This window comes from Sphingobium sp. TomTYG46 (genome assembly GCF_055396345.1).
The window spans coordinates 146,969-165,526 of the sequence record NZ_AP027324.1; the positions used below are offsets into that span (position 1 = coordinate 146,969).

An 18,558-nucleotide genomic window follows, 5' to 3' on the forward strand; every position below is an offset into this window, starting at 1 on the left:
GCCAAGCGCTTAGCGCCTGCCGTGGGGGATTGGCAAGGCGGATATGGCGTCAGCGGGTGCGCGCTGGGCAGAAATCGAGGTCGACGGGACTTTTGACCGCAGGATCGACGCAGCTGCCCCAAGATACACTGTTGCCCTCAACGATGCCGAGTTCAGCCGCCCGCCCGCCGCGCAGCTCAAGGACGGCCGCCACGGGAACGCCAGCAGAAACCGGCACGCGTGAATAGGGTGCGGCATTGGCGGCGATGAAGGCGATCACCCCGTCGGTGCGGATGAAGAGCATGTCGAGCGGGATCAGGGTGTCCTTCATCCAGAAGCTGGCGGTGCGGGGCGGCGACATGGGAAAGAGCATGCCGCTGTCCGCGGCCAAGGACTTGCGGAGCATCAGGCCCTTTTCCTGCTCCTTTTCGGTGATGGCGGTTTCCACCGCAAAACGGTGCTTGCCCGAGTCCGTACGGATTTCAAGAGGGAGCAGATTGGTCTGCTGGTTTGTAGGGCTGGCGGTCTTTTCCGCCTTGGGCTGGGTGGGAGAACAGGCGGCTAAAACCGCGACCAGGAAGGGAAAGGCGATCCGCATCCTGTTGTGCTAGCCTATCCGGGAGTGGTGGCGCCACAGATTTTGCGAGGCCCCATGGCGCGTCGTCACTGGTCGGGTTCTGGCGGCTCACCGGGGGCAGCGTCCGTCCAGCGGCGGGCGGTGTCGAAACTGTGGCCCGCGCGCAGGAAAGCGGCGATCGCCTTTTCACGCTGCTTTGGATCTGCCGCCGCCGTGGCATAGGGGCCGAGGCGTTTGCGGCGAGCAAAACGATCGGCCGCAGCCCAGCTATCGTTGTCGACCTGAGCGTCCGCTTCTTCCCGATCAGTGTCCGCTATTCCATCGGCCCGCAAGGTCTGCGCAACGCGGCGTGCCCCATAACCGCGACGGGTAAGCGCCGCGCTTTTCATGACGGCAAAGCTGCGATCATCGACATAGCGCAGTTCGGCCAGCCGCTCGACAAGCCGTTCCGGCGCGGGCGGACCTTCGTCGGCCCATCCGCGTTCCTGCAATTTGCGGTTGAGATAGGCGAGCAGCTTCGCCCGGCTTGTTGCGAAACGGCCGACGTAACGCAGGGCCAGATCGCGCAGGCTGTCACCATCCAGCGGCGGTCGGGGGCGTTTGCCGGTCATATGAGCGCCTTCATGGCAATGGTTTATGCGACGGGCGCCTTGATTATGCCACAGTGGGGCCGGAATTTTACCGCGCCTCATGCTGTAGAAGGCCAAGCTGGAATGCAACTATCCGGTGCATTGCTGCTTCAAAGATGATAGCGGCGCGCCCGGATGACAAGATTGAAATTGGGTGAAACCAATATGACGGGTTCGCAAAGCATGATGGCACCGACGCCGACCAATGACGCCCTTCCCAGGCGCTTCTCGGATTTCGAGACGCTGGGCGAGGCGCTCGACTATGCGGCGCAGGGGCAGCGCGGGCTGAATTTCCATGATGCGCGTGGCAATCTGGCGCGACCCTATCCCTTTGCCGAACTACGCGCCGATGCGATCGCATGCGCACACCGCCTGATCGCCCATGGTGTGAAGCCGGAGCATCGCGTGGCTCTGGTGGCCGAAACGGGCACGGACTTCGCGCAACTGTTCTTCGGCATCATCTATGCGGGTGCCTGGCCGGTGCCGCTGCCGCTGCCCACCAGCTTTGGCGGCAAGGAAAGCTATATCGACCAGCTGAATGTCCAGTTGGACAGCTGCGATCCGATGCTGTTCCTCTTCCCCAAGGAACTGGAAGAGATGGCGGGAGAGTCTGGCCGCCAGAAAAATGTCGAGAGCATTGCGTTCGAGGACTTCATCGCGCGGGAGGCCGTCCCCGTCGAACTGCCGCAGGCGAAGGGCGAGGAAATCGCCTATCTGCAATATTCGAGCGGTTCGACCCGCTTTCCCCATGGCGTTGCGGTGACGCACCATGCGTTGCTGAGCAACCTCGCCGCGCACAGCCATGGCATGCAGGTGCAGGACAGCGATCGCTGCATCAGTTGGCTGCCTTGGTATCATGACATGGGGCTGGTCGGCTGCTTCCTGTCGGTCGTCGCTAACCAGGTGTCGACGGACTATATGAAGACAGAGGATTTTGCCCGCCGTCCGCTGGCGTGGCTGGACCTCATCAGCCGGAACGAGGGCACCTCGATCAGCTATTCGCCGACCTTCGGCTACGACATTTGCGCGCGGCGCATGTCGAGCCAGACCAAGGCGCAGGACCGGTTCGACCTGTCGCGCTGGCGGCTTGCAGGCAATGGGGCGGACATGATCCGGCCCGACGTGATGCAGAGCTTCGTCGACGCGTTCGCTGATGCGGGTTTCTCGCCCAAGGCTTTCCTGCCGAGCTATGGCCTGGCCGAAGCTACGTTGGCGGTCACCATCATGCCGCCAGGTGAGGGTATCATTGTCGAGCTGGTCGAGGAAACCGACCTGTCTGGCGGCGATGCAACCGAGGGACGTCCGCAACGTTTTCGCTCTATCGTCAACTGCGGCAAGCCCGCGCGCGACATGATCGTGGAAATCCGTGACGAGGACGGCGGGCTGCTGAATGAGCGGCAGATCGGCAAGGTCTGGACGACCGGCCCGTCGCTGATGGTCGGCTATTTTCGCGATCAGGAAGCTACCGACGCCTGCATGGCGGATGGTTGGCTGGACACCGGCGACATGGGCTATCTGAGCGATGGCTATCTCTACATTGTCGGCCGCGCCAAGGACATGATCATTATCAACGGCAAGAATCACTGGCCGCAGGATATTGAGTGGGCCGTTGAGCAACTGCCGGGCTTTAAGCAGGGCGACATCGCGGCCTTCGCGATCACCACGCCGGGTGGCGAGGAAGCGCCTGCGGTGCTGGTGCATTGCCGCACGTCCGACAATGACGAACGCACGCGCCTGCGTGACCAGATCCGCGAGCGGGTGCGGGCGATCACCGGCATGAACTGCGTCGTGGAGCTGGTGCCGCCGCGCACCTTGCCGCGCACGAGTTCGGGTAAATTGAGCCGGTCGAAGGCGCGGAACCTATATCTGACGGGTGAGATCAGGCCCTACGATATCGCGGCTTGATGGATGCTATTGGAATAGTTTTATTCCGTTCGCCCTGAGCCTGTCGAAGGGTTCTCCTTTAATGAAGAGAAATAGTGGGCTTCGACAAGCTCAGCCCGAACGGGTTGGGGGTGGTCTTACCCGCTCTTTTGATCTTTCAATACCTGCCGTTCGATCGTGGTCCACAGGCTCGCGAAAGCCTGCGCCGGGGGTGAAGACGCCGCGAAGGCACCGAGGGGCTTCCTCTTCACCGCCATCTGCTCGACCATGCTGGCCATCGGGACAGCGGGCCAGCCGGGCTGCTCCTCCAACGCCTTGCGGTGCAGGGCGCGGCGCCGATCCACCATGGAATAGACGGGCAGGATCGGCGGATGCGATCCGCCGCGCTGGACGAGGTAGCGTGCTACTTCGCCCATTGCGCGTTGCGACAGGGGCGAGGGGATGACCGGAATCACGATCATGTCAGCGGCGCGGAGCACTTGCTCGCTGGTTTCAGTGAGGCCAGGTGGGCAATCCAGGATGATGCGGTCATAATCCTTGCCCAGATTTTCAATCAGCTTGGCGAGCCGCTTCTTCTTGTCCATCTCACGAAAGAGGTGGTCGAGGCTGCGCAGAGAGGTGTCGGCGGCGATCAGGTCGAGGCCGAGCACTGTCGAAGGCTGGATGAGCTTGCGCACCTCCACATCCTTGCTGAAGATCGCTTGCGCCGCGTCGCGGCTCTGCTTGTCAGTGGAGATGAGCCAGCTAGCGGCAGCCTGCGGATCAAGATCCCACAGCAATGTCCGTCGCCGCGAGATGGATGCAGATGCCCAAGCCAGATTGATCGCGAAGGTGGTTTTGCCAACGCCACCTTTAAGGCTGTAGACGGCGACGGTCGCCAATGCCGGTTCCTTTGCCATGGGGTGAAAGCTACGGCTTTGACCTGCCAAAGCAAGCGGACAATCATAAGTTAATGACGCTGTCGTGACAGGCGTGGCTTTCTCGCTCTGCCAGCGCGGCAGGCCCATGAAAAATCCCGCCGGAATATCCGGCGGGATTCTCTTCGATCGTTCCGAGGGATCAAGCCGCCGCGCGGCGTTCCTTCAGTTCCTCGTTCAGCATCTCCGCGAGCAGGAATGCCAGTTCCAGGCTCTGTGCTGCGTTGAGGCGCGGGTCGCAATGGGTATGGTAGCGATCGGCAAGGCCCTCGTCCGTGATGGCGATGGCGCCGCCGGTGCATTCCGTCACATTCTGCCCGGTCATTTCGGCATGGATGCCGCCGCCAAAGCTGCCCTCGGCGCGGTGCACGGCGAAGAAGCCACGCACTTCGGCAAGGATGCGGTCGAACGGCCGCGTCTTGTAACCATTTGCCGCCTTGATCACGTTGCCGTGCATCGGGTCGCAGGACCACACCACCGGATGGCCTTCGCGCATCACCGCGCGGACCAGCTTGGGCAGGCCCGCTTCGATCTTGTCGTGACCGTAGCGGGTGATCAGCGTGATGCGGCCCGCCTCGCGCGAGGGATTCAGGATGTCGAGCAGGCGGATCAGCGCGTCGGGCTCCAGGCTCGGGCCGCACTTCATGCCGATCGGATTGCCGATGCCGCGGAGATATTCAACATGCGCCGAACCTTCGAACCGCGTGCGGTCGCCGATCCAGAGCATGTGCGCGGACGTGTCATACCAGTCGCCGGTCAGCGAATCCTGACGGGTCAGCGCCTCTTCATAGGGAAGGAGCAGCGCTTCATGGCTGGTGTAGAAGCTGGTTCCACCCAGCTGCGGCACAGTCTCCGGCGACAGGCCGCAGGCGCGCATGAAGTCGAGCGCCGCGCCGATCTGGTCGGCGACAGCGTCGAACTTCGCCGCGAGCGGGCTGCGGCCCATGAAATCCAGCATCCAGCCATGCACACGATCCAGGCTGGCATAGCCGCCGGTCGAGAAGGCGCGCAGCAGGTTCAGCGTCGCCGCCGACTGGTTGTAGGCGCGGATCATGCGCTGGGCATCGGGCTCACGCGATTCAGGCGTGAAGGCGATGTCGTTGACATTATCGCCGCGATAGCTGGGCAGTTCCACGCCACCGATCGTCTCGGTATCGGCCGAACGCGGCTTGGCGAACTGGCCTGCCATGCGGCCGACCTTTACGATCGGCAGCTTGGACGCGAAGGTCAGCACCACCGCCATCTGCAACAGCACGCGGAACGTGTCGCGGATGTTGTTCGGGTGGAACTCCGCAAAGCTTTCGGCGCAATCGCCGCCTTGCAGCAGGAATGCTTCGCCGGTCGTGACCTTGGCGAGTTCGGCCTTCAGGTTGCGCGCTTCGCCGGCAAAGACGAGCGGGGGAAATTGGCTGAGCTGACCTTCTACGGCGGCCAGCGCCTGTGCGTCACGATAGAAGGGCATCTGAATGCCCTTATGCTCCCGCCAGCTTTCCGGCGTCCACTTCGCCGTCACGTCATGTCTCCCAATGCTAAAAATAGTGGCCGCCCCTACGCTCATGTAGGAATCAAAGCAAGTTTATACCATCCCCATCCGGGACGCAGCGCGGAGAAGGCGAGTTTCAGGTGCAGCGGATTGGCCACGTGCTGCGCGAACCAACTTCCACAGCTTCACTTCTTGCAAGGATAATGCTCGTTCAGCGCAATGCTGACGATGACCGAGGCAGGGGCGTTGCGCTGGTCGGGATAGCGTTCCAGATAGGCGACGACGATGCGTCGCACTTCTTCCGCCTGCATCCGGTCAGGCCAGCAATTTGGCTGGGCGCGACCAATGAACACATCCTTCTTGATGCCGTCCACCGCGCCGACGATGTACGCGGTGCAGGCCAGTGCATATTCCGGTGCCTTGTTGCGGCACTTTGCGCGCAGCGTGGTGCCGGTTTCGAACATGAAATGCTGGGCGGCGGCAGGCGGAGTGGCCACCGGGCTCCCCAACAGGAGCAGAGCCGTCAGAATGTGCCATTTCATGAGCGAATGGTGCGCTTCCTGCACTGACCTGTCCAGCCGGGCAGGCGCGCGCGCAGCACGGACTGGCGCATTGTTGCGTTACCGTAACATAATGGTAAATAACGGGTTTACCCTAGCCTTGGCCGCCATTCCCAGCGCAGTGGGTCACCGTCCATGACGTCGATGCCACGTTCGACGAGTGCATCTCTGATCTGGTCCGAAAGGGCGAAATCCTTCTCCGCGCGAGCATTCTGGCGGCGGTCGAGTTCCATCTCCACCTCCGCGGGCGTGATCTGCACGTCCTTGGGCATGATGCGAAGGTCTGCGCGGCTCAGTTGAAGGAGGTTGAGCCCCAACCCCTGATCGAACGCGGCGATCAGGCACAGCTTCTCATCGACCGACACCTTCTTGATGGCAATCGCCTCTTCCAGCAGCGGTAGAGCGCGGGGCGTCATCAGGTCGTCGCTGATCGCCGCGTCGAACTGTTCGAGCAGCGGCGCGAGCTTGGGGTGAAGATTGGCGCGAAGGTAATCAAGGCGGGGCGACTGCCAGGTTATGCCTTCGGCGCGGCTTTTCAGCCCTTCTACGCCCATGATCAGGCGCTTGAGGCGAGTGAGGGCCGCGCCGACGCTGTCCGTGCTGAACTCCAGTTCGCTGCGATAATGGGCGCCCAGGCACAGCAGGCGATAGGCCAGCGGATGCACGCCCGCGTCGATCAGCGAGAAGAGGGTGGTGAAGCCGCCCTTCGACTTGCTCATCTTGCCTTGGCGATCGACGAGAAAGTTGTTGTGCATCCACCAGCGGGCGCCGGTGAAGCCCGGCTGGGCATCGGTGCAGCCGCAATAGGCTTGGTTCTGCGCGATTTCGTTGGGATGATGGATTTCGCGATGGTCGATGCCGCCGGTGTGGATGTCGAAGGGATGGCCAAGGCGTGCTTCACTCATGACCGAACATTCGAGATGCCAGCCCGGCGCTCCCTTGCCCCAAGGGGAATCCCATTCCATCTGGCGCTGCTCGCCCGGCGGCGACTTTCGCCAGATGGCGAAGTCGGACGGGTTGCGCTTGCCTGCCACGGGGTCGATGCGGGCATGGGCCGCGTCGTCGCGGCCTCCGGCAAGCGCACCATAATCGGGCACGCTACTGCTGTCGAAATAGAGGCCGGTTTCCAGTTCGTAGCAATGGGCGGGCGCGATCTTCTCCGCAAAGGCGATCATCTGCGGGACATAATCAGTGGCGACCGTCCATTCGCTGGGGGCAATGATGTTGAGGTCGGCGATATTGCGCTTGAAGGCGTCCGTATAATGGGCCGCTATATCCCAGATGCTTTTCGCCTGGGCACGGGCGGCAGCCTCCATCTTGTCATCGCCCGCGTCGGCGTCGCTGGTGAGATGGCCGACATCGGTGATGTTGATAATGTGGGTGACGTCCAAACCCTTCCACAGCAGCGTGCGGCGCAGCGTGTCGGTAAAGACATAGGCACGAAGATTGCCGAGATGGGCATAATTATAGACGGTAGGGCCGCAGCTGTAGACGCGCGCGTGGTTTGCGTCGATCGGAGCGAAAGGTTCGACCGTACGGGTCAGGCTGTTGAAGAGGCGCAAGGGCGCGTCGGCATGCTGCTCGGCAGGGGTGAACTGGTCGCTCATGGAGCGAAGCCATGCGGCGGTTCAACTGACCCGTCAACTCTCGCGTGGACTTGTAACAAATTGTTGCTGGCGGGCCGATGGGTTGCGTTCCTGCGTTCTACTTCCGATATTGCTTGTGCGGGCCGGGCCCCTCTGGCGGTTGGAGTTGATCCAGCTGTGATGTCGGACCGCATCGAGTGCGCTCGGTGCAGGTTCGTTGGGCTGTCCCCCCTCTAGCCTTGCGAAGACCGCGCCGGGCCGCTCGATCCACATGATGTTTGTTGTTGAAGGATGGAGTTTTAACGCCGTGAACAATCCCGTTCGTACACCCAATTATGGGACGACACAGGCGGCGCAACACGACGCCGGGCTGCGTAGTCACATGCTGGGCGTCTTCCATAATATGGGGATCGGCCTGGTCATCACTGGCTTGGTCGCTGCCTTCATCGGCAATACGCCTTCGTTGGCCGCCGCGATTTTCAACACGCCGCTGAAATGGGTCGCGATCTTCGCGCCGCTGGCGTTTGTGTTGGTCTTCAGCTTTCGCATCGAGAAAATGACGACGGCTGGCGCGCGGATGGCCTTTTGGGCCTTTTCCGCCGTTATGGGCGTGTCGCTGGCCAGCATCTTCCTGGTCTTCACCGGGGCGAGCATAGCGCAGGCCTTCTTCTCCGCGGCGGTGATGTTCCTTGCCATGGCGCTGTGGGGTTATACCACCGGCCGTGACCTGTCGAAGTTGGGCTCATTCCTGATCATGGGTCTGATCGGCATATTGGTCGCGAGCCTCATCAACATATTCATCGGCTCCTCTGCCATGCAGATGGTGATTTCGATCATCGGCGTGGTGGTCTTCACTGGCCTGACCGCCTGGGACGTGCAGCGCATCAAGTCGGAATATTTCGCCTATGCCGGCCATGAAGTGGCGCAGAAGATGCAGGTGATGGGCGCGCTTTCGCTGTACCTGAACTTCGTGAACCTGTTTCAGATGCTGCTCAGCCTGTCCGGTGAACGGGAATAATGATGCGCACTCCCGAAGCCGTGTCGGCCATGCTCTGCCCGGTCTGTCATGTCGGACTTTCGATGACGGACCGGCAGGGGGTGGAGATTGATTATTGCCCGCAATGCCGGGGCGTTTGGCTGGACCGGGGCGAACTCGACAAGATCATCGAGCGTTCCGGAACCGCAGCTGCCGCGCCGCCACCCCAGCAGGTGAACTATCGGCCGGATCGCGATTATCGCGACGAGGGCCGATATCATCAAAAGAAGCGCAAGAAGAGCTTCCTTGAAGAACTGTTCGATTAGGACGGCCATCGTGCCGTCCCTTTTTGAAGCGCTTGCCTCTGGCGGCTGATCCATTAGAGCTTGGCCAACTTCACCTTAACGGCCAGGATTTCATGTCGACAAGCAATGCACCTCATGCCGAGGTCACGCCCGTCATTCTTGCGGGAGGGTCAGGTACTCGGCTCTGGCCGCTGTCGCGCAAATCCTATCCCAAGCAATTCGTGCCGCTTCTGGGCGAGACGACATTGTTCCAGTCGGTGGCGCGGCGTCTTTCCGGCAAGGCCGAGCGATTTTCCTTTGACCGGCCGCTGGTCCTCACCAATTCGTTGTTCCGCTTCATCATAGCTGAGCAGTTGGCGAAGGAGAATATCGACCCGCAGGCGATCCTGATCGAACCGGAAGGTCGCAACACCGCCCCGGCCATATTGGCCGCTGCGCTGCATCTGGTGGCGCGCAAGCCCGACGCGATCATGCTTGTCGCGCCTTCCGACCATGTCGTGCCTGACGTGGCGGCGTTTCATGCAGCGGTGGGGAAGGGGCTGGGCGCGGCGCAGGGTGGCGACCTCGTGACGTTCGGGATCAAGCCGACGCGCCCAGAAACAGGCTATGGCTATCTTCAGGCACAGAACAAGCCGGATGGTTCGGGTGCGCCGATCAAGCTCGCCAGCTTCGTTGAAAAGCCCAATGCGGCGCGGGCGGAAGAGATGCTAGCGACGGGCGATTATCTGTGGAACGCGGGCATCTTCCTCTTTGCTGCGAAGGATCTGATCGCCGCTTTCGAGCATCATGCGCCTGCAATCCTGTCGGCTGTGCGCGGAGCCGTTGAGCAGGCGGAGAGCGATCTGGGCTTCCTGCGGTTGGCGGCGGAGCCTTGGGGGCAGGCGGAAAGCGTCGCCATCGACTATGCGATCATGGAGCGGGCGGACAATCTGTCGGTGGTGCCGTTCGATGCCGAATGGTCTGATCTGGGCGGCTGGGATGCGGTGTGGAGCCATTCGCAGCCGGATGAAAATGGCGTGGCTCTATCGGGCGCGGCGACGGCGCTGGATTGCCGCGACACATTGCTGCGGTCGGAGAGCGAGGGATTGGAGTTGGTCGGGCTCGGTCTCAACAATATCGTTGCGGTAGCGATGAATGATGCGGTGCTGATCGCCGACAAATCGCGCACGCAGGATGTGAAGCTGGTCGTCGAAGCGTTGCAGCGTAAGGGCGCGCCGCAGGCGGAGGCTTTCCCGAAAGATCACCGGCCTTGGGGCTGGTATGAGAGCCTGGTCGTGGGATCGCGCTTCCAGGTTAAGCGCATCACCGTGTTACCCGGCGCATCGCTCAGCTTGCAGAGCCATTTTCACCGGTCGGAACATTGGATCGTCGTCGAGGGCACGGCCAAGGTGACGGTGGGCGAGGATGTCCAGCTGCTGTCGGAAAACCAGTCCGTCTATGTGCCGGTAGGCGCGGTTCACCGGATCGAAAATCCGGGCCGCATTCCGATGGTGTTTATCGAGGTGCAGACCGGGTCCTATGTGGGTGAGGATGACATCGTGCGGTATGAGGACCGATACGCACGGAATTGATGCGGACCCAGACCGTCATCCCAGCGGAAGCTGGGATCGCATGAGGCTATGCCGTGCCCCATCGCTTGAGATTCCGGCCTCCGCTGGGATGATGGTTTTGGGTTGAGTTGAAACCTTCAATGTGCCGCTCCCCAGCTTGGGCCGTGACCGATTTCAACGCCTAGCGGTACGCTGAGCTTCACGATCGGTTCGGCGGCAGTCTCCATCACGTGGCGGATAACGGTGCTGGCCTGTTCCACGTCCGCTTCCGGCAGTTCGAAGACCAGTTCGTCATGGACCTGGAGCAGCATCTTCACATTGTGCAGCCCTTGCGCCGCCAGCGCAGGTCCCATGCGGGCCATGGCGCGCTTGATGATGTCGGCACTGGTGCCCTGGATGGGGGCGTTGATGGCGGCGCGTTCGGCGCCCTGGCGTTCGTGCTGAATCGGTGCCTTGATGCGCGGGAACCAGGTTTTGCGGCCGAAGAGCGTCTCGGTATAGCCGCGCGCGCGCGCCTTTTCGAGGGTTTCGGTGATGTAGAGGCTGATGCCGGGGAAGCGCTCATAATAGCGGCTGATCATCTCCTGCGCTTCGTCGGCGGTGATTTCCAGCCGACCGGCGAGGCCCCAGCGGGAAATGCCGTAGAGGATGGCAAAGTTGATCGTCTTGGCACGCCCGCGCGTGTCGCGGTTCACTTCACCGAACAGCTGCTGGGCCGTGGCGGCGTGAATGTCTTCGCCCGCGAGGAAGGCTTCGCGGAGCGCCGGGACATCCGCGATGTGCGCGGCAAGGCGCAGTTCGATCTGGCTGTAGTCTGCCGCGAGGATGACGTTGCCCGGTTCGGCGACGAAGGCGTGGCGGATCTGTCGGCCCACTTCGGTGCGGATCGGGATGTTTTGCAGGTTGGGATCAGTCGAGGACAGGCGGCCGGTCTGCGCGCCGGACAGCGAATAGCTGGTATGGACGCGGGCGCTGTCCCTATTGATCTGCGCCTGAAGCGCGTCGGTATAGGTTGATTTGAGCTTGGATAGCTGGCGCCAGTCGAGGATTTTACCGGCGATCTCGGCGCCTTGGGCCTTCAACTGTTCGAGGATGGTGACGTCGGTGGAATAGGCGCCGGACTTGCCTTTCTTGCCGCCCTTATAGCCCATTTTGTCGAACAGGATCGCGCCCAGTTGCTGGGTCGAGCCAATGGCAAAGGGCTGGCCTGCCAAGCCATGGATTTCCGTTTCCAGCGCGGCGATCCCTGTCGTGAATTCGGCGGAGAGGCGGGAGAGGGCTTCGCGATCGACCTTGATGCCCTCATGCTCCATCCTGGCTATGACCGAGACGAGCGGGCGGTCCACCAGTTCATAGACGCGGGTCGCGCCTTCATTGGCTATGCGGTTTTTATAGATTTTCCACAGGCGCAGCGTGACGTCCGCGTCCTCAGCGGCATATTCGGTTGCCTTGTCGAGCGGGACTTCGGCGAAGCTGATCTGGCTCTTGCCGGTGCCGCACACGTCCTTGAAGCTGATGCAGATGTGATTGAGGTGGACCTTGGCCGCTTCGTCCATGCCGTGACCTGCGAGGCTTTGCCCGGCGTCGAGGTCGAAGCTCATGACGATGGTGTCGTCATAGGGCGCGATTTCGATGCCGTGGCGGCGCATGACAGTCAGGTCATATTTGAGGTTCTGACCGATCTTGAGGACGCTGTCGTCCTCCAGCAGCGGCTTGAGCTTCGCAAGGACGAGGTCCTTGGCAAGCTGTTCGGGTTTCTCCGCGAACATGTCCTTCCCGCCATGACCGACCGGAATGTAGCAGGCCGCGTTCGGTCCTACGGCCAGGCTCACCCCGACGAGCGCGCAGGATACGCAGTCGAGCATGTCCGTTTCGGTATCGACGGCGACGAAACCCTCGGCATGGGCGGCGGCGATCCAGCGGTCTAGCGCTTCCTCCGTCACGACCGTTTCGTAGAGGCTGCGGTCGATGGGCGGCTCTTCTTCGAGGACAGGGGCAGACGGGGGCGTGCTTTCCGTGACGGCGAGCGCGGCGGTCGCAACCGCAACGGCGGCGGCGGGCGCGCCGAGGCGGGTCAGGAGCGACTTGAAGCCGTGATGCTCCAGGAAGTTCTGCAGCGGCTCGGTCGGGATGCCCTTGAGCGTCAGGTCGTCGAGCGGTTCGGGCAGGTCCATCGCGTCATGCAGCGCCACCAGGCGGCGCGACAGGCGCGCCATGTCGGCATGGGCGATGAGGTTTTCCTGCATCTTCGATTTCTTCATCGAAGGCGCGGCCTCTAGCGCGGCTTCCAACCCTCCATATTCGGTGATGAGTTTCGCTGCGGTCTTGGGGCCGATGCCGGGGATGCCGGGGACATTGTCGACGCTGTCACCCATCAGCGCGAGAACATCGCCCAGCTGTTCGGGCTGGACGCCGAACTTTGTCATCACATAGTCCGCGCCGCGCCGCTCATTCTTCATCGTGTCGTACATGTCGACGCCGGGTTGAATGAGCTGCATCAGGTCCTTGTCGGAGCTGACGATGGTGACGTGCCAGCCTGCGGCGACGGCGGCTTTCGTATAGCTGGCGATGATGTCGTCAGCTTCGAAGCCCGCTTCCTCGATACAGGGGAGGGAGAAGGCGCGGGTCGCGTCGCGGATCATCGGGAATTGCGGGACCAGATCCTCCGGCGCGGGCGGGCGGTTCGCCTTATACTGGTCGTACATGTCGTTGCGGAAGGTGTGGCTGCCCTTGTCCAGCACTACCGCGAGATGGGTGGGGCCTTCGGCCTTGCCCAGTTCCTCGGCCAGCTTCCAGAGCATCGTGGTGTAACCATAGACCGCGCCGACGGGCTGGCCATGCTTGTTGGTGAGCGGGGGAAGCTGGTGATAGGCGCGGAAGATATAGCCGCTGCCGTCGACGAGGTAGAGATGATTCTGGGCCATGGGCGCAGGGGATAGCGGGTTATGCGGGGTGGCTCCAGTGGGGTTGGTTGAGGTGGCGGTCCCCATGATTGGGCTCGCTGTCCGGAGGGGCAGATGAAAATAGGAGCTGCTTTTGCGGACTGGCGAACGGAGTGGCGAAAAATGGCGGTTTTCCGCCGAAGTTCACACCATATGCGCGCGCGAGCCTGAGCGCGCGTGTGCGCGAGGGCAGATGTGCCGGACATTTCAAAGACGGATCGAGGATAAGCGCGCCGATGCGGAATAGGACAGGCTGAAATCGCGCTGTGTTGGAGAAATAGGATGGTTTTTGGAGATGGTGTGGCAATCGGGGCACGCGTGAAACTGAGGCAGTGGGAGGGCTGTCTGCTAACGACCACAAGCGGGCATTTACGACGCTGCAGCATCCTGCCAAAATCAGACTTCACGGAGGGAGGCACGGGCCGCGTCATGTTCCGATTTTTGTTTGGCGAGATGGTCCGGAGAGTGATGTTACCACTCCTTCCGTTTCAATTTCTGATCGTTGCACTCAATCTCGTGGGGTACGTGGAGAACGAAACGTTGATATCGTCGATAAGGATGATAGCGTTTGCCTACATCATCTCCGTCTTATTGGAAGCGGTGTACGGCGTACGGAAATAGTGAGACTACTTATCGGTGCTCGTCACGGGCACTTTACGCTTTCGTAACGCAACGGTGAACACCGACCATTAGATGCCGTCAGATTTGCAGGCTTCCTAATCCGGCAGCGGACTATCGGCTAATGATGCGACGCCGCAGTTTGTGCGCGATTGAAACCGCCAAAGCGGCTGGTAAACCACCGACAAGGCAACCTACTGCGACCCAAAACACAAGCATGGCAAGCATGACTATGAACATGCCGAAATGCTCCCAAGTCGATATTCTCCATGGCTGCATGAAGATCACGCCTAATCCATAGGAGAGTAGAAACGGCGAGCGGAAGCTGGGGCCTCGCTTCGAAATGAGGGCCGCACCCACAGTCCAGACAGCAGTAATTGCTGCCGCTATTGGGATCAGGAGGAAGCCCGAGAAATCCATGAGAGAATGGTAACGTCAGCTTTGGCCTATTACCAGCTTATAACCTGACAGGCCGCTCTCCACCCATCTCTGTCGGGCTAATGTCGCGCCAGCCCACCCCCTACCCCCTCCCGCTTGCGGGAGGGGGTACGACTGCAACCTGGCCAATCTCCGTCATGCCAGCGAAGGCTGGCATCCCGGGAGGTGGCGCGCGATATGGCCTGAGACCCCAGCTTTCGCTGGGGTGACGGCTTTTAGAAAACTTCGCTTGCCCGTTCGGGTGGGCGTGCCACCACTGCGCCCTTGTCCGTGATGACGATGGCGCGTTCGATCAGGATCGGGTGCTGTGCCATGGCGTCGAGGACGGCCTTGTCATCCGTCACATCGAGGCCGATTTCCTTCACGACGGCTTCGCCCTTGCGGAGCGCCTCAGAAGGACGGACGCCCGCCTTGGCCAGCACCGCTTCGATTTCGGCGCGGCTGGGCGGAGTTTTTAAATACTCTACTATCTCGATCTCAACCCCCGGCGTGCCCTCAAGAAGCGCGAGCGCGGCGCGCGACTTGGAGCAGCGGGGATTGTGCCAGATGGTGGCCTTCGTCACGCCTGTTCGTCCTTCGCCAACCACTCTTCCAGCCACTTGATTGTATAGTCGCCATTGAGGAAGTCCGGGTCCGTCAGCAGTTTCTGGTGAAGCGGGATCGTGGTTTTCATGCCTTCGATCACATATTCTTCCAGCGCGCGGCGCAGCCGCATGATGCAGCCTTCGCGGGTGCGGCCATATACGATCAGCTTGCCGATCATGCTGTCGTAATAGGGCGGGACGCGGTAGCCCTGATAGAGGCCGCTATCGACGCGGACATGCATGCCGCCGGGAACATGATAGCTGGTGACGGTGCCCGGCGACGGCGCGAAGGTGCGCGGATCTTCGGCATTGATGCGGCATTCGATGGCGTGGCCTTTGAACTCGATATCCGCCTGCTCGACCGAAAGCGGCTTGCCTTCGGCGACGCGGATCTGTTCGCGGACAAGGTCGATGCCGGTGATCATTTCAGTCACCGGATGTTCCACCTGAAGGCGAGTGTTCATTTCGATGAAATAGAATTCGCCGTCTTCCCAAAGGAATTCGATCGTGCCCGCGCCGCGATAGCCCATGTCGGCCATCGCCTTACGCACGACTTCGCCCATCTTGTCGCGTTCGGCGGTCGAGAGGACTGGGGAGGGCGCCTCCTCCAATACCTTCTGGTGGCGGCGCTGGAGCGAGCAGTCGCGTTCGCCAAGGTGGATGGCCTGGCCATTGCCGTCGCCGAAGACCTGGAATTCAATATGCCGGGGGTTGCCCAGATATTTTTCCATATAGACGGTGTCGTCACCGAAGGCGGCCTTGGCTTCGCTGCCCGCCTGCTTCATCGAGGTTTCGAGCAGGTCTTCGGACGGCACGACCTTCATGCCGCGCCCGCCGCCGCCCGATGCCGCCTTGATGAGGACAGGATAGCCGATCTTCGCGGCCACTTCCTTGGCTTCCTCAACGCTGGAGAGCGCGCCATCGGAGCCGGGGACCAGCGGCAGGCCAAGCGCGCCAGCGGTGCGCTTTGCCTCGACCTTGTCGCCCATGATGCGGATATGTTCAGGCTTCGGCCCGACGAAGGCGATGTTGTGCGCCTCCACAATCTCCGCGAACTGGGCGTTTTCCGACAGGAAGCCGTAGCCGGGGTGGATCGCGTCTGCGCCGGAAATTTCGGCGGCGGAAATGATCGCGGCGACGTTCAGATAGCTGTCCTTGGCGGCAGGCGGGCCGATGCAGATCGCTTCGTCGGCGAGGCGCACATGCATGGCGTCGGCGTCGGCGGTGGAGTGGACCGCCACCGTCTTGATGCCCATTTCATGGCAGGCGCGGTGGATGCGGAGCGCGATTTCGCCCCGGTTCGCGATCAGCAGCTTTTCGATGGCCATGTGTCGCGCGGCCTTATTCGATGACGATCAGCGGCTGGTCATATTCGACCGGCTGGCCGTTATCGACCAGCACGGCCTTGACCGTGCCCGCGTTGGGCGCGGTGATGGCGTTCATGACCTTCATCGCTTCGACGATTAGTACGGTGTCGCCTGCCTTCACGCTCGATCCGACGGCGGCGAACGGTGCCGCGCCCGGTTCAGCCGAGAGATAGGCGGTGCCTACGATGGGCGAGCGGACGGCGTTGGCGGCGGCGGGAGCGGCCGCTTCGGCAAGCGCCGGGGCGGCTGCCGCAGGTGCGGCCACCGGAGCGGCGACGGGTGCGGGCGCATAGGCGACAGCAGCGTTGGCCGCCTTGCGCGCGACGCGGATCTTGCGATCGCCGTCCTCCACCTCGATTTCCGTCAGATTGGTGTCGTCGAGCAGCGCGGCGAGGTCCCGCACCAGCTGCACGTCGACCTGCATTGCGCCCTTTTCAGCCTTTTCGTTCATTTGAAGTCCCTGGACGGTAAAATGTCTTATGCGATGCCCGCGCCTATGCGCATTTGGGCCGAAGCGCAACTTTTGAGCGACGTGTTACAGTTCGAGCGCGGCTTCCAGTGCCAGCATGTAGGACATAGCGCCGAAACCCGCGATCGTTCCCTTGGCCGCCATGCCGACATAGCTTTTGTGGCGGAAAGGCTCGCGCTTGTGCGGGTTGGACAGGTGCACCTCTATGACGGGCACGCTGATGCCCTTGATCGCGTCATGCAGCGCGACGGAAGTGTGGGTGAGGCCGCCCGGGTTGAGGATCACGGCATGCGCGCCTTCCTCATGCGCTTCCTGCAACCAGTCGATCAGGTGGCCTTCATGATTGGATTGGCGAAAATCGATTTCGACATGGGCGCGCTGCGCCGCATCCTCCATCCGCTCGGCAATGTCGTCGAGCGTGTCGAAACCGTAGATTTCCGGCTCCCGCGTGCCCAGCATATTGAGGTTGGGGCCATTCAAGACGTAGATTTTCCGCGCATCGGCCATGGCAATCCCCCTTAGCATGTTGCGGCGGGGGCGTCGCGGCCCCTATATGCTGCCCAAGATCCTTAGCCTTTCGTGTCGCGCCAAGTCGAGACACGTTCTTTCGATTGAAGACAGGACAGAGCATTGCACGTCGACGGAACCGTATCGGTCAACATCAATGGAGAGCATCGCCGCATCCGTGCGGGCATGACGCTGGCGGAGCTGGCGAGCGAGCTGGGCTTCGTGCCGGAGAAGGTCGCGGTCGAGCGTAATCTGGAGGTTGTGCCGCGTTCCACGCTGGCGCAGGTGTGCGTCGAGGATGGCGATGAGCTGGAGATCGTGCACTTTGTTGGCGGTGGCGATGTGTCGGCTGTGGATGACGACAGCTGGGCGGTTGCCGACAAGACGTTCCGCTCGCGGCTGATCGTGGGCACGGGGAAATACAAGAATTTCGAGCAAAATGCGGCGGCGGTCGCGGCTTCGGGGGCGGAAATCGTCACCGTGGCGGTGCGGCGCGTCAATGTGTCGGACCCCCATGCGCCTATGCTGACCGACTTCATCGACCCGAAGAAGATCACCTATCTGCCCAATACGGCGGGTTGCTATACAGGTGAGGAAGCGATCCGTACGCTGCGCCTGGCGCGTGAGGCGGGGGGATGGGACCTCGTAAAGCTGGAGGTGCTCGGCGAGGCGCGGACGCTGTATCCCGACATGGTGGAGACGCTGCGCGCGACCGAGGTGCTGGCCAAGGAAGGCTTCAAGCCGATGGTCTATTGCGTGGATGATCCGATCGCGGCCAAGCGGCTGGAGGATGCGGGCGCGGTGGCGATCATGCCGCTGGGCGCGCCGATCGGGTCGGGGCTGGGCATCCAGAACCGGGTGACGATCCGCCTGATCGTGGAGGGCACGAAGCTGCCGGTGCTGGTCGATGCGGGTGTCGGCACGGCGTCGGAAGCGGCAGAGGCGATGGAGCTTGGCTGTACCGGCGTGCTGATGAACACCGCTATTGCCGAAGCGAAGGACCCGGTGCTGATGGCGGCGGCGATGAAGGCGGGGGTTGATGCCGGGCGCATGGCTTATCGCGCTGGGCGGATGGGCAAGCGGATGTACGCCGACCCTTCGAGTCCGTTGGCTGGGTTGATTTAACGGGCAACGTGCTCCTGCGCAGGCAGAAGTCCAGTTGAAACGTCTGGACTGGGTTCCTGCCT

16 protein-coding genes are annotated in these 18,558 nt (G+C 61.9%); 5 read left to right on the plus strand and 11 right to left on the minus strand.

Annotated elements, in window-relative coordinates; translation table 11 throughout:
• Nucleotides 1-49: 49 nt before the first annotated feature.
• Both ACZ5YV_RS00795 and ACZ5YV_RS00800 read right to left on the minus strand, forming a co-directional pair.
• Nucleotides 50-577: a DUF192 domain-containing protein gene (locus ACZ5YV_RS00795; RefSeq protein ID WP_464788155.1), complete on the minus strand. Its 528-nt coding sequence runs from the start codon at nt 575-577 to the stop codon at nt 50-52.
• 65 nt (nt 578-642) lie between these two features.
• Entirely contained in the window at nt 643-1,167 is a 525-nt protein-coding gene (locus ACZ5YV_RS00800) for a regulatory protein RecX (protein WP_464788156.1), read from the minus strand.
• A gap of 201 nt (nt 1,168-1,368) precedes the next feature.
• Between ACZ5YV_RS00800 and ACZ5YV_RS00805 the strand changes: the two genes are divergently transcribed.
• Nucleotides 1,369-3,090, plus strand: a complete 1,722-nt coding sequence (locus ACZ5YV_RS00805; RefSeq protein WP_464788157.1) for a fatty acyl-AMP ligase — start codon at nt 1,369-1,371, stop codon at nt 3,088-3,090.
• Between the two features lie 116 nt (nt 3,091-3,206).
• Here the strand turns inward: ACZ5YV_RS00805 and ACZ5YV_RS00810 are convergent, their stop codons facing one another.
• The 4 genes from ACZ5YV_RS00810 to cysS all read right to left on the minus strand — a co-directional run bounded on the left by ACZ5YV_RS00810 (nt 3,207) and on the right by cysS (nt 7,636).
• Nucleotides 3,207-3,968, minus strand: a complete 762-nt coding sequence (locus tag ACZ5YV_RS00810) for a ParA family protein (RefSeq protein WP_464788158.1) — start codon at nt 3,966-3,968, stop codon at nt 3,207-3,209.
• Nucleotides 3,969-4,128: 160 nt separating this feature from the next.
• The gene (locus ACZ5YV_RS00815) at nt 4,129-5,499 is read right to left on the minus strand and encodes a class II 3-deoxy-7-phosphoheptulonate synthase (protein ID WP_460987484.1); all 1,371 of its coding nucleotides are present in this window, start codon (nt 5,497-5,499) and stop codon (nt 4,129-4,131) included.
• 155 nt (nt 5,500-5,654) lie between these two features.
• Nucleotides 5,655-6,011: a Rap1a/Tai family immunity protein gene (locus tag ACZ5YV_RS00820; RefSeq protein ID WP_464788159.1), complete on the minus strand. Its 357-nt coding sequence runs from the start codon at nt 6,009-6,011 to the stop codon at nt 5,655-5,657.
• A gap of 107 nt (nt 6,012-6,118) precedes the next feature.
• Entirely contained in the window at nt 6,119-7,636 is a 1,518-nt protein-coding gene (cysS, locus tag ACZ5YV_RS00825) for a cysteine--tRNA ligase (protein WP_464788160.1), read from the minus strand.
• Between the two features lie 286 nt (nt 7,637-7,922).
• Here cysS and ACZ5YV_RS00830 point away from each other — a divergent pair, with 286 nt between their 5' ends.
• The 3 genes from ACZ5YV_RS00830 to ACZ5YV_RS00840 all read left to right on the plus strand — a co-directional run bounded on the left by ACZ5YV_RS00830 (nt 7,923) and on the right by ACZ5YV_RS00840 (nt 10,467).
• Complete coding sequence (locus ACZ5YV_RS00830; protein ID WP_464788161.1) at nt 7,923-8,633, plus strand: Bax inhibitor-1/YccA family protein; 711 nt, start codon at nt 7,923-7,925, stop codon at nt 8,631-8,633.
• A gap of 2 nt (nt 8,634-8,635) precedes the next feature.
• Nucleotides 8,636-8,917, plus strand: a complete 282-nt coding sequence (locus ACZ5YV_RS00835) for a TFIIB-type zinc ribbon-containing protein (protein WP_464788162.1) — start codon at nt 8,636-8,638, stop codon at nt 8,915-8,917.
• A 92-nt stretch (nt 8,918-9,009) separates the two neighbouring features.
• On the plus strand, nt 9,010-10,467 hold the full coding sequence (locus tag ACZ5YV_RS00840; protein ID WP_464788163.1) for a mannose-1-phosphate guanylyltransferase/mannose-6-phosphate isomerase: 1,458 nt from the start codon (nt 9,010-9,012) through the stop codon (nt 10,465-10,467).
• A 116-nt stretch (nt 10,468-10,583) separates the two neighbouring features.
• On the opposite strand, the gene polA is transcribed toward ACZ5YV_RS00840, so the two are convergent.
• From polA to aroQ, 5 genes are all read right to left on the minus strand, one after another.
• Nucleotides 10,584-13,370 (minus strand): DNA polymerase I, encoded by a 2,787-nt coding sequence (gene polA, locus ACZ5YV_RS00845; protein ID WP_464788164.1) that lies wholly within the window; start codon nt 13,368-13,370, stop codon nt 10,584-10,586.
• Between the two features lie 1,289 nt (nt 13,371-14,659).
• A complete protein-coding gene (arsC, locus tag ACZ5YV_RS00850) occupies nt 14,660-15,007 on the minus strand; it encodes an arsenate reductase (glutaredoxin) (protein WP_464788165.1) in 348 nt (115 codons plus the stop codon).
• A complete protein-coding gene (gene accC, locus ACZ5YV_RS00855) occupies nt 15,004-16,356 on the minus strand; it encodes an acetyl-CoA carboxylase biotin carboxylase subunit (RefSeq protein ID WP_464788166.1) in 1,353 nt (450 codons plus the stop codon). Before accC ends, arsC begins: the two co-directional genes overlap by 4 nt.
• A 13-nt stretch (nt 16,357-16,369) precedes the next feature.
• Nucleotides 16,370-16,846: an acetyl-CoA carboxylase biotin carboxyl carrier protein gene (gene accB, locus ACZ5YV_RS00860; protein ID WP_464788167.1), complete on the minus strand. Its 477-nt coding sequence runs from the start codon at nt 16,844-16,846 to the stop codon at nt 16,370-16,372.
• Nucleotides 16,847-16,930: 84 nt separating this feature from the next.
• Nucleotides 16,931-17,371 carry a type II 3-dehydroquinate dehydratase gene (gene aroQ / locus ACZ5YV_RS00865; RefSeq protein ID WP_464788168.1) on the minus strand — a complete coding sequence of 147 codons (441 nt, stop codon included), beginning with the start codon at nt 17,369-17,371 and terminating at the stop codon, nt 16,931-16,933.
• Between the two features lie 123 nt (nt 17,372-17,494).
• On the opposite strand from aroQ, the gene thiS reads away from it, so the two are divergent.
• Nucleotides 17,495-18,496, plus strand: a complete 1,002-nt coding sequence (gene thiS / locus ACZ5YV_RS00870; protein ID WP_464788169.1) for a sulfur carrier protein ThiS — start codon at nt 17,495-17,497, stop codon at nt 18,494-18,496.
• The last annotated feature ends 62 nt before the right edge of the window (nt 18,497-18,558 follow it).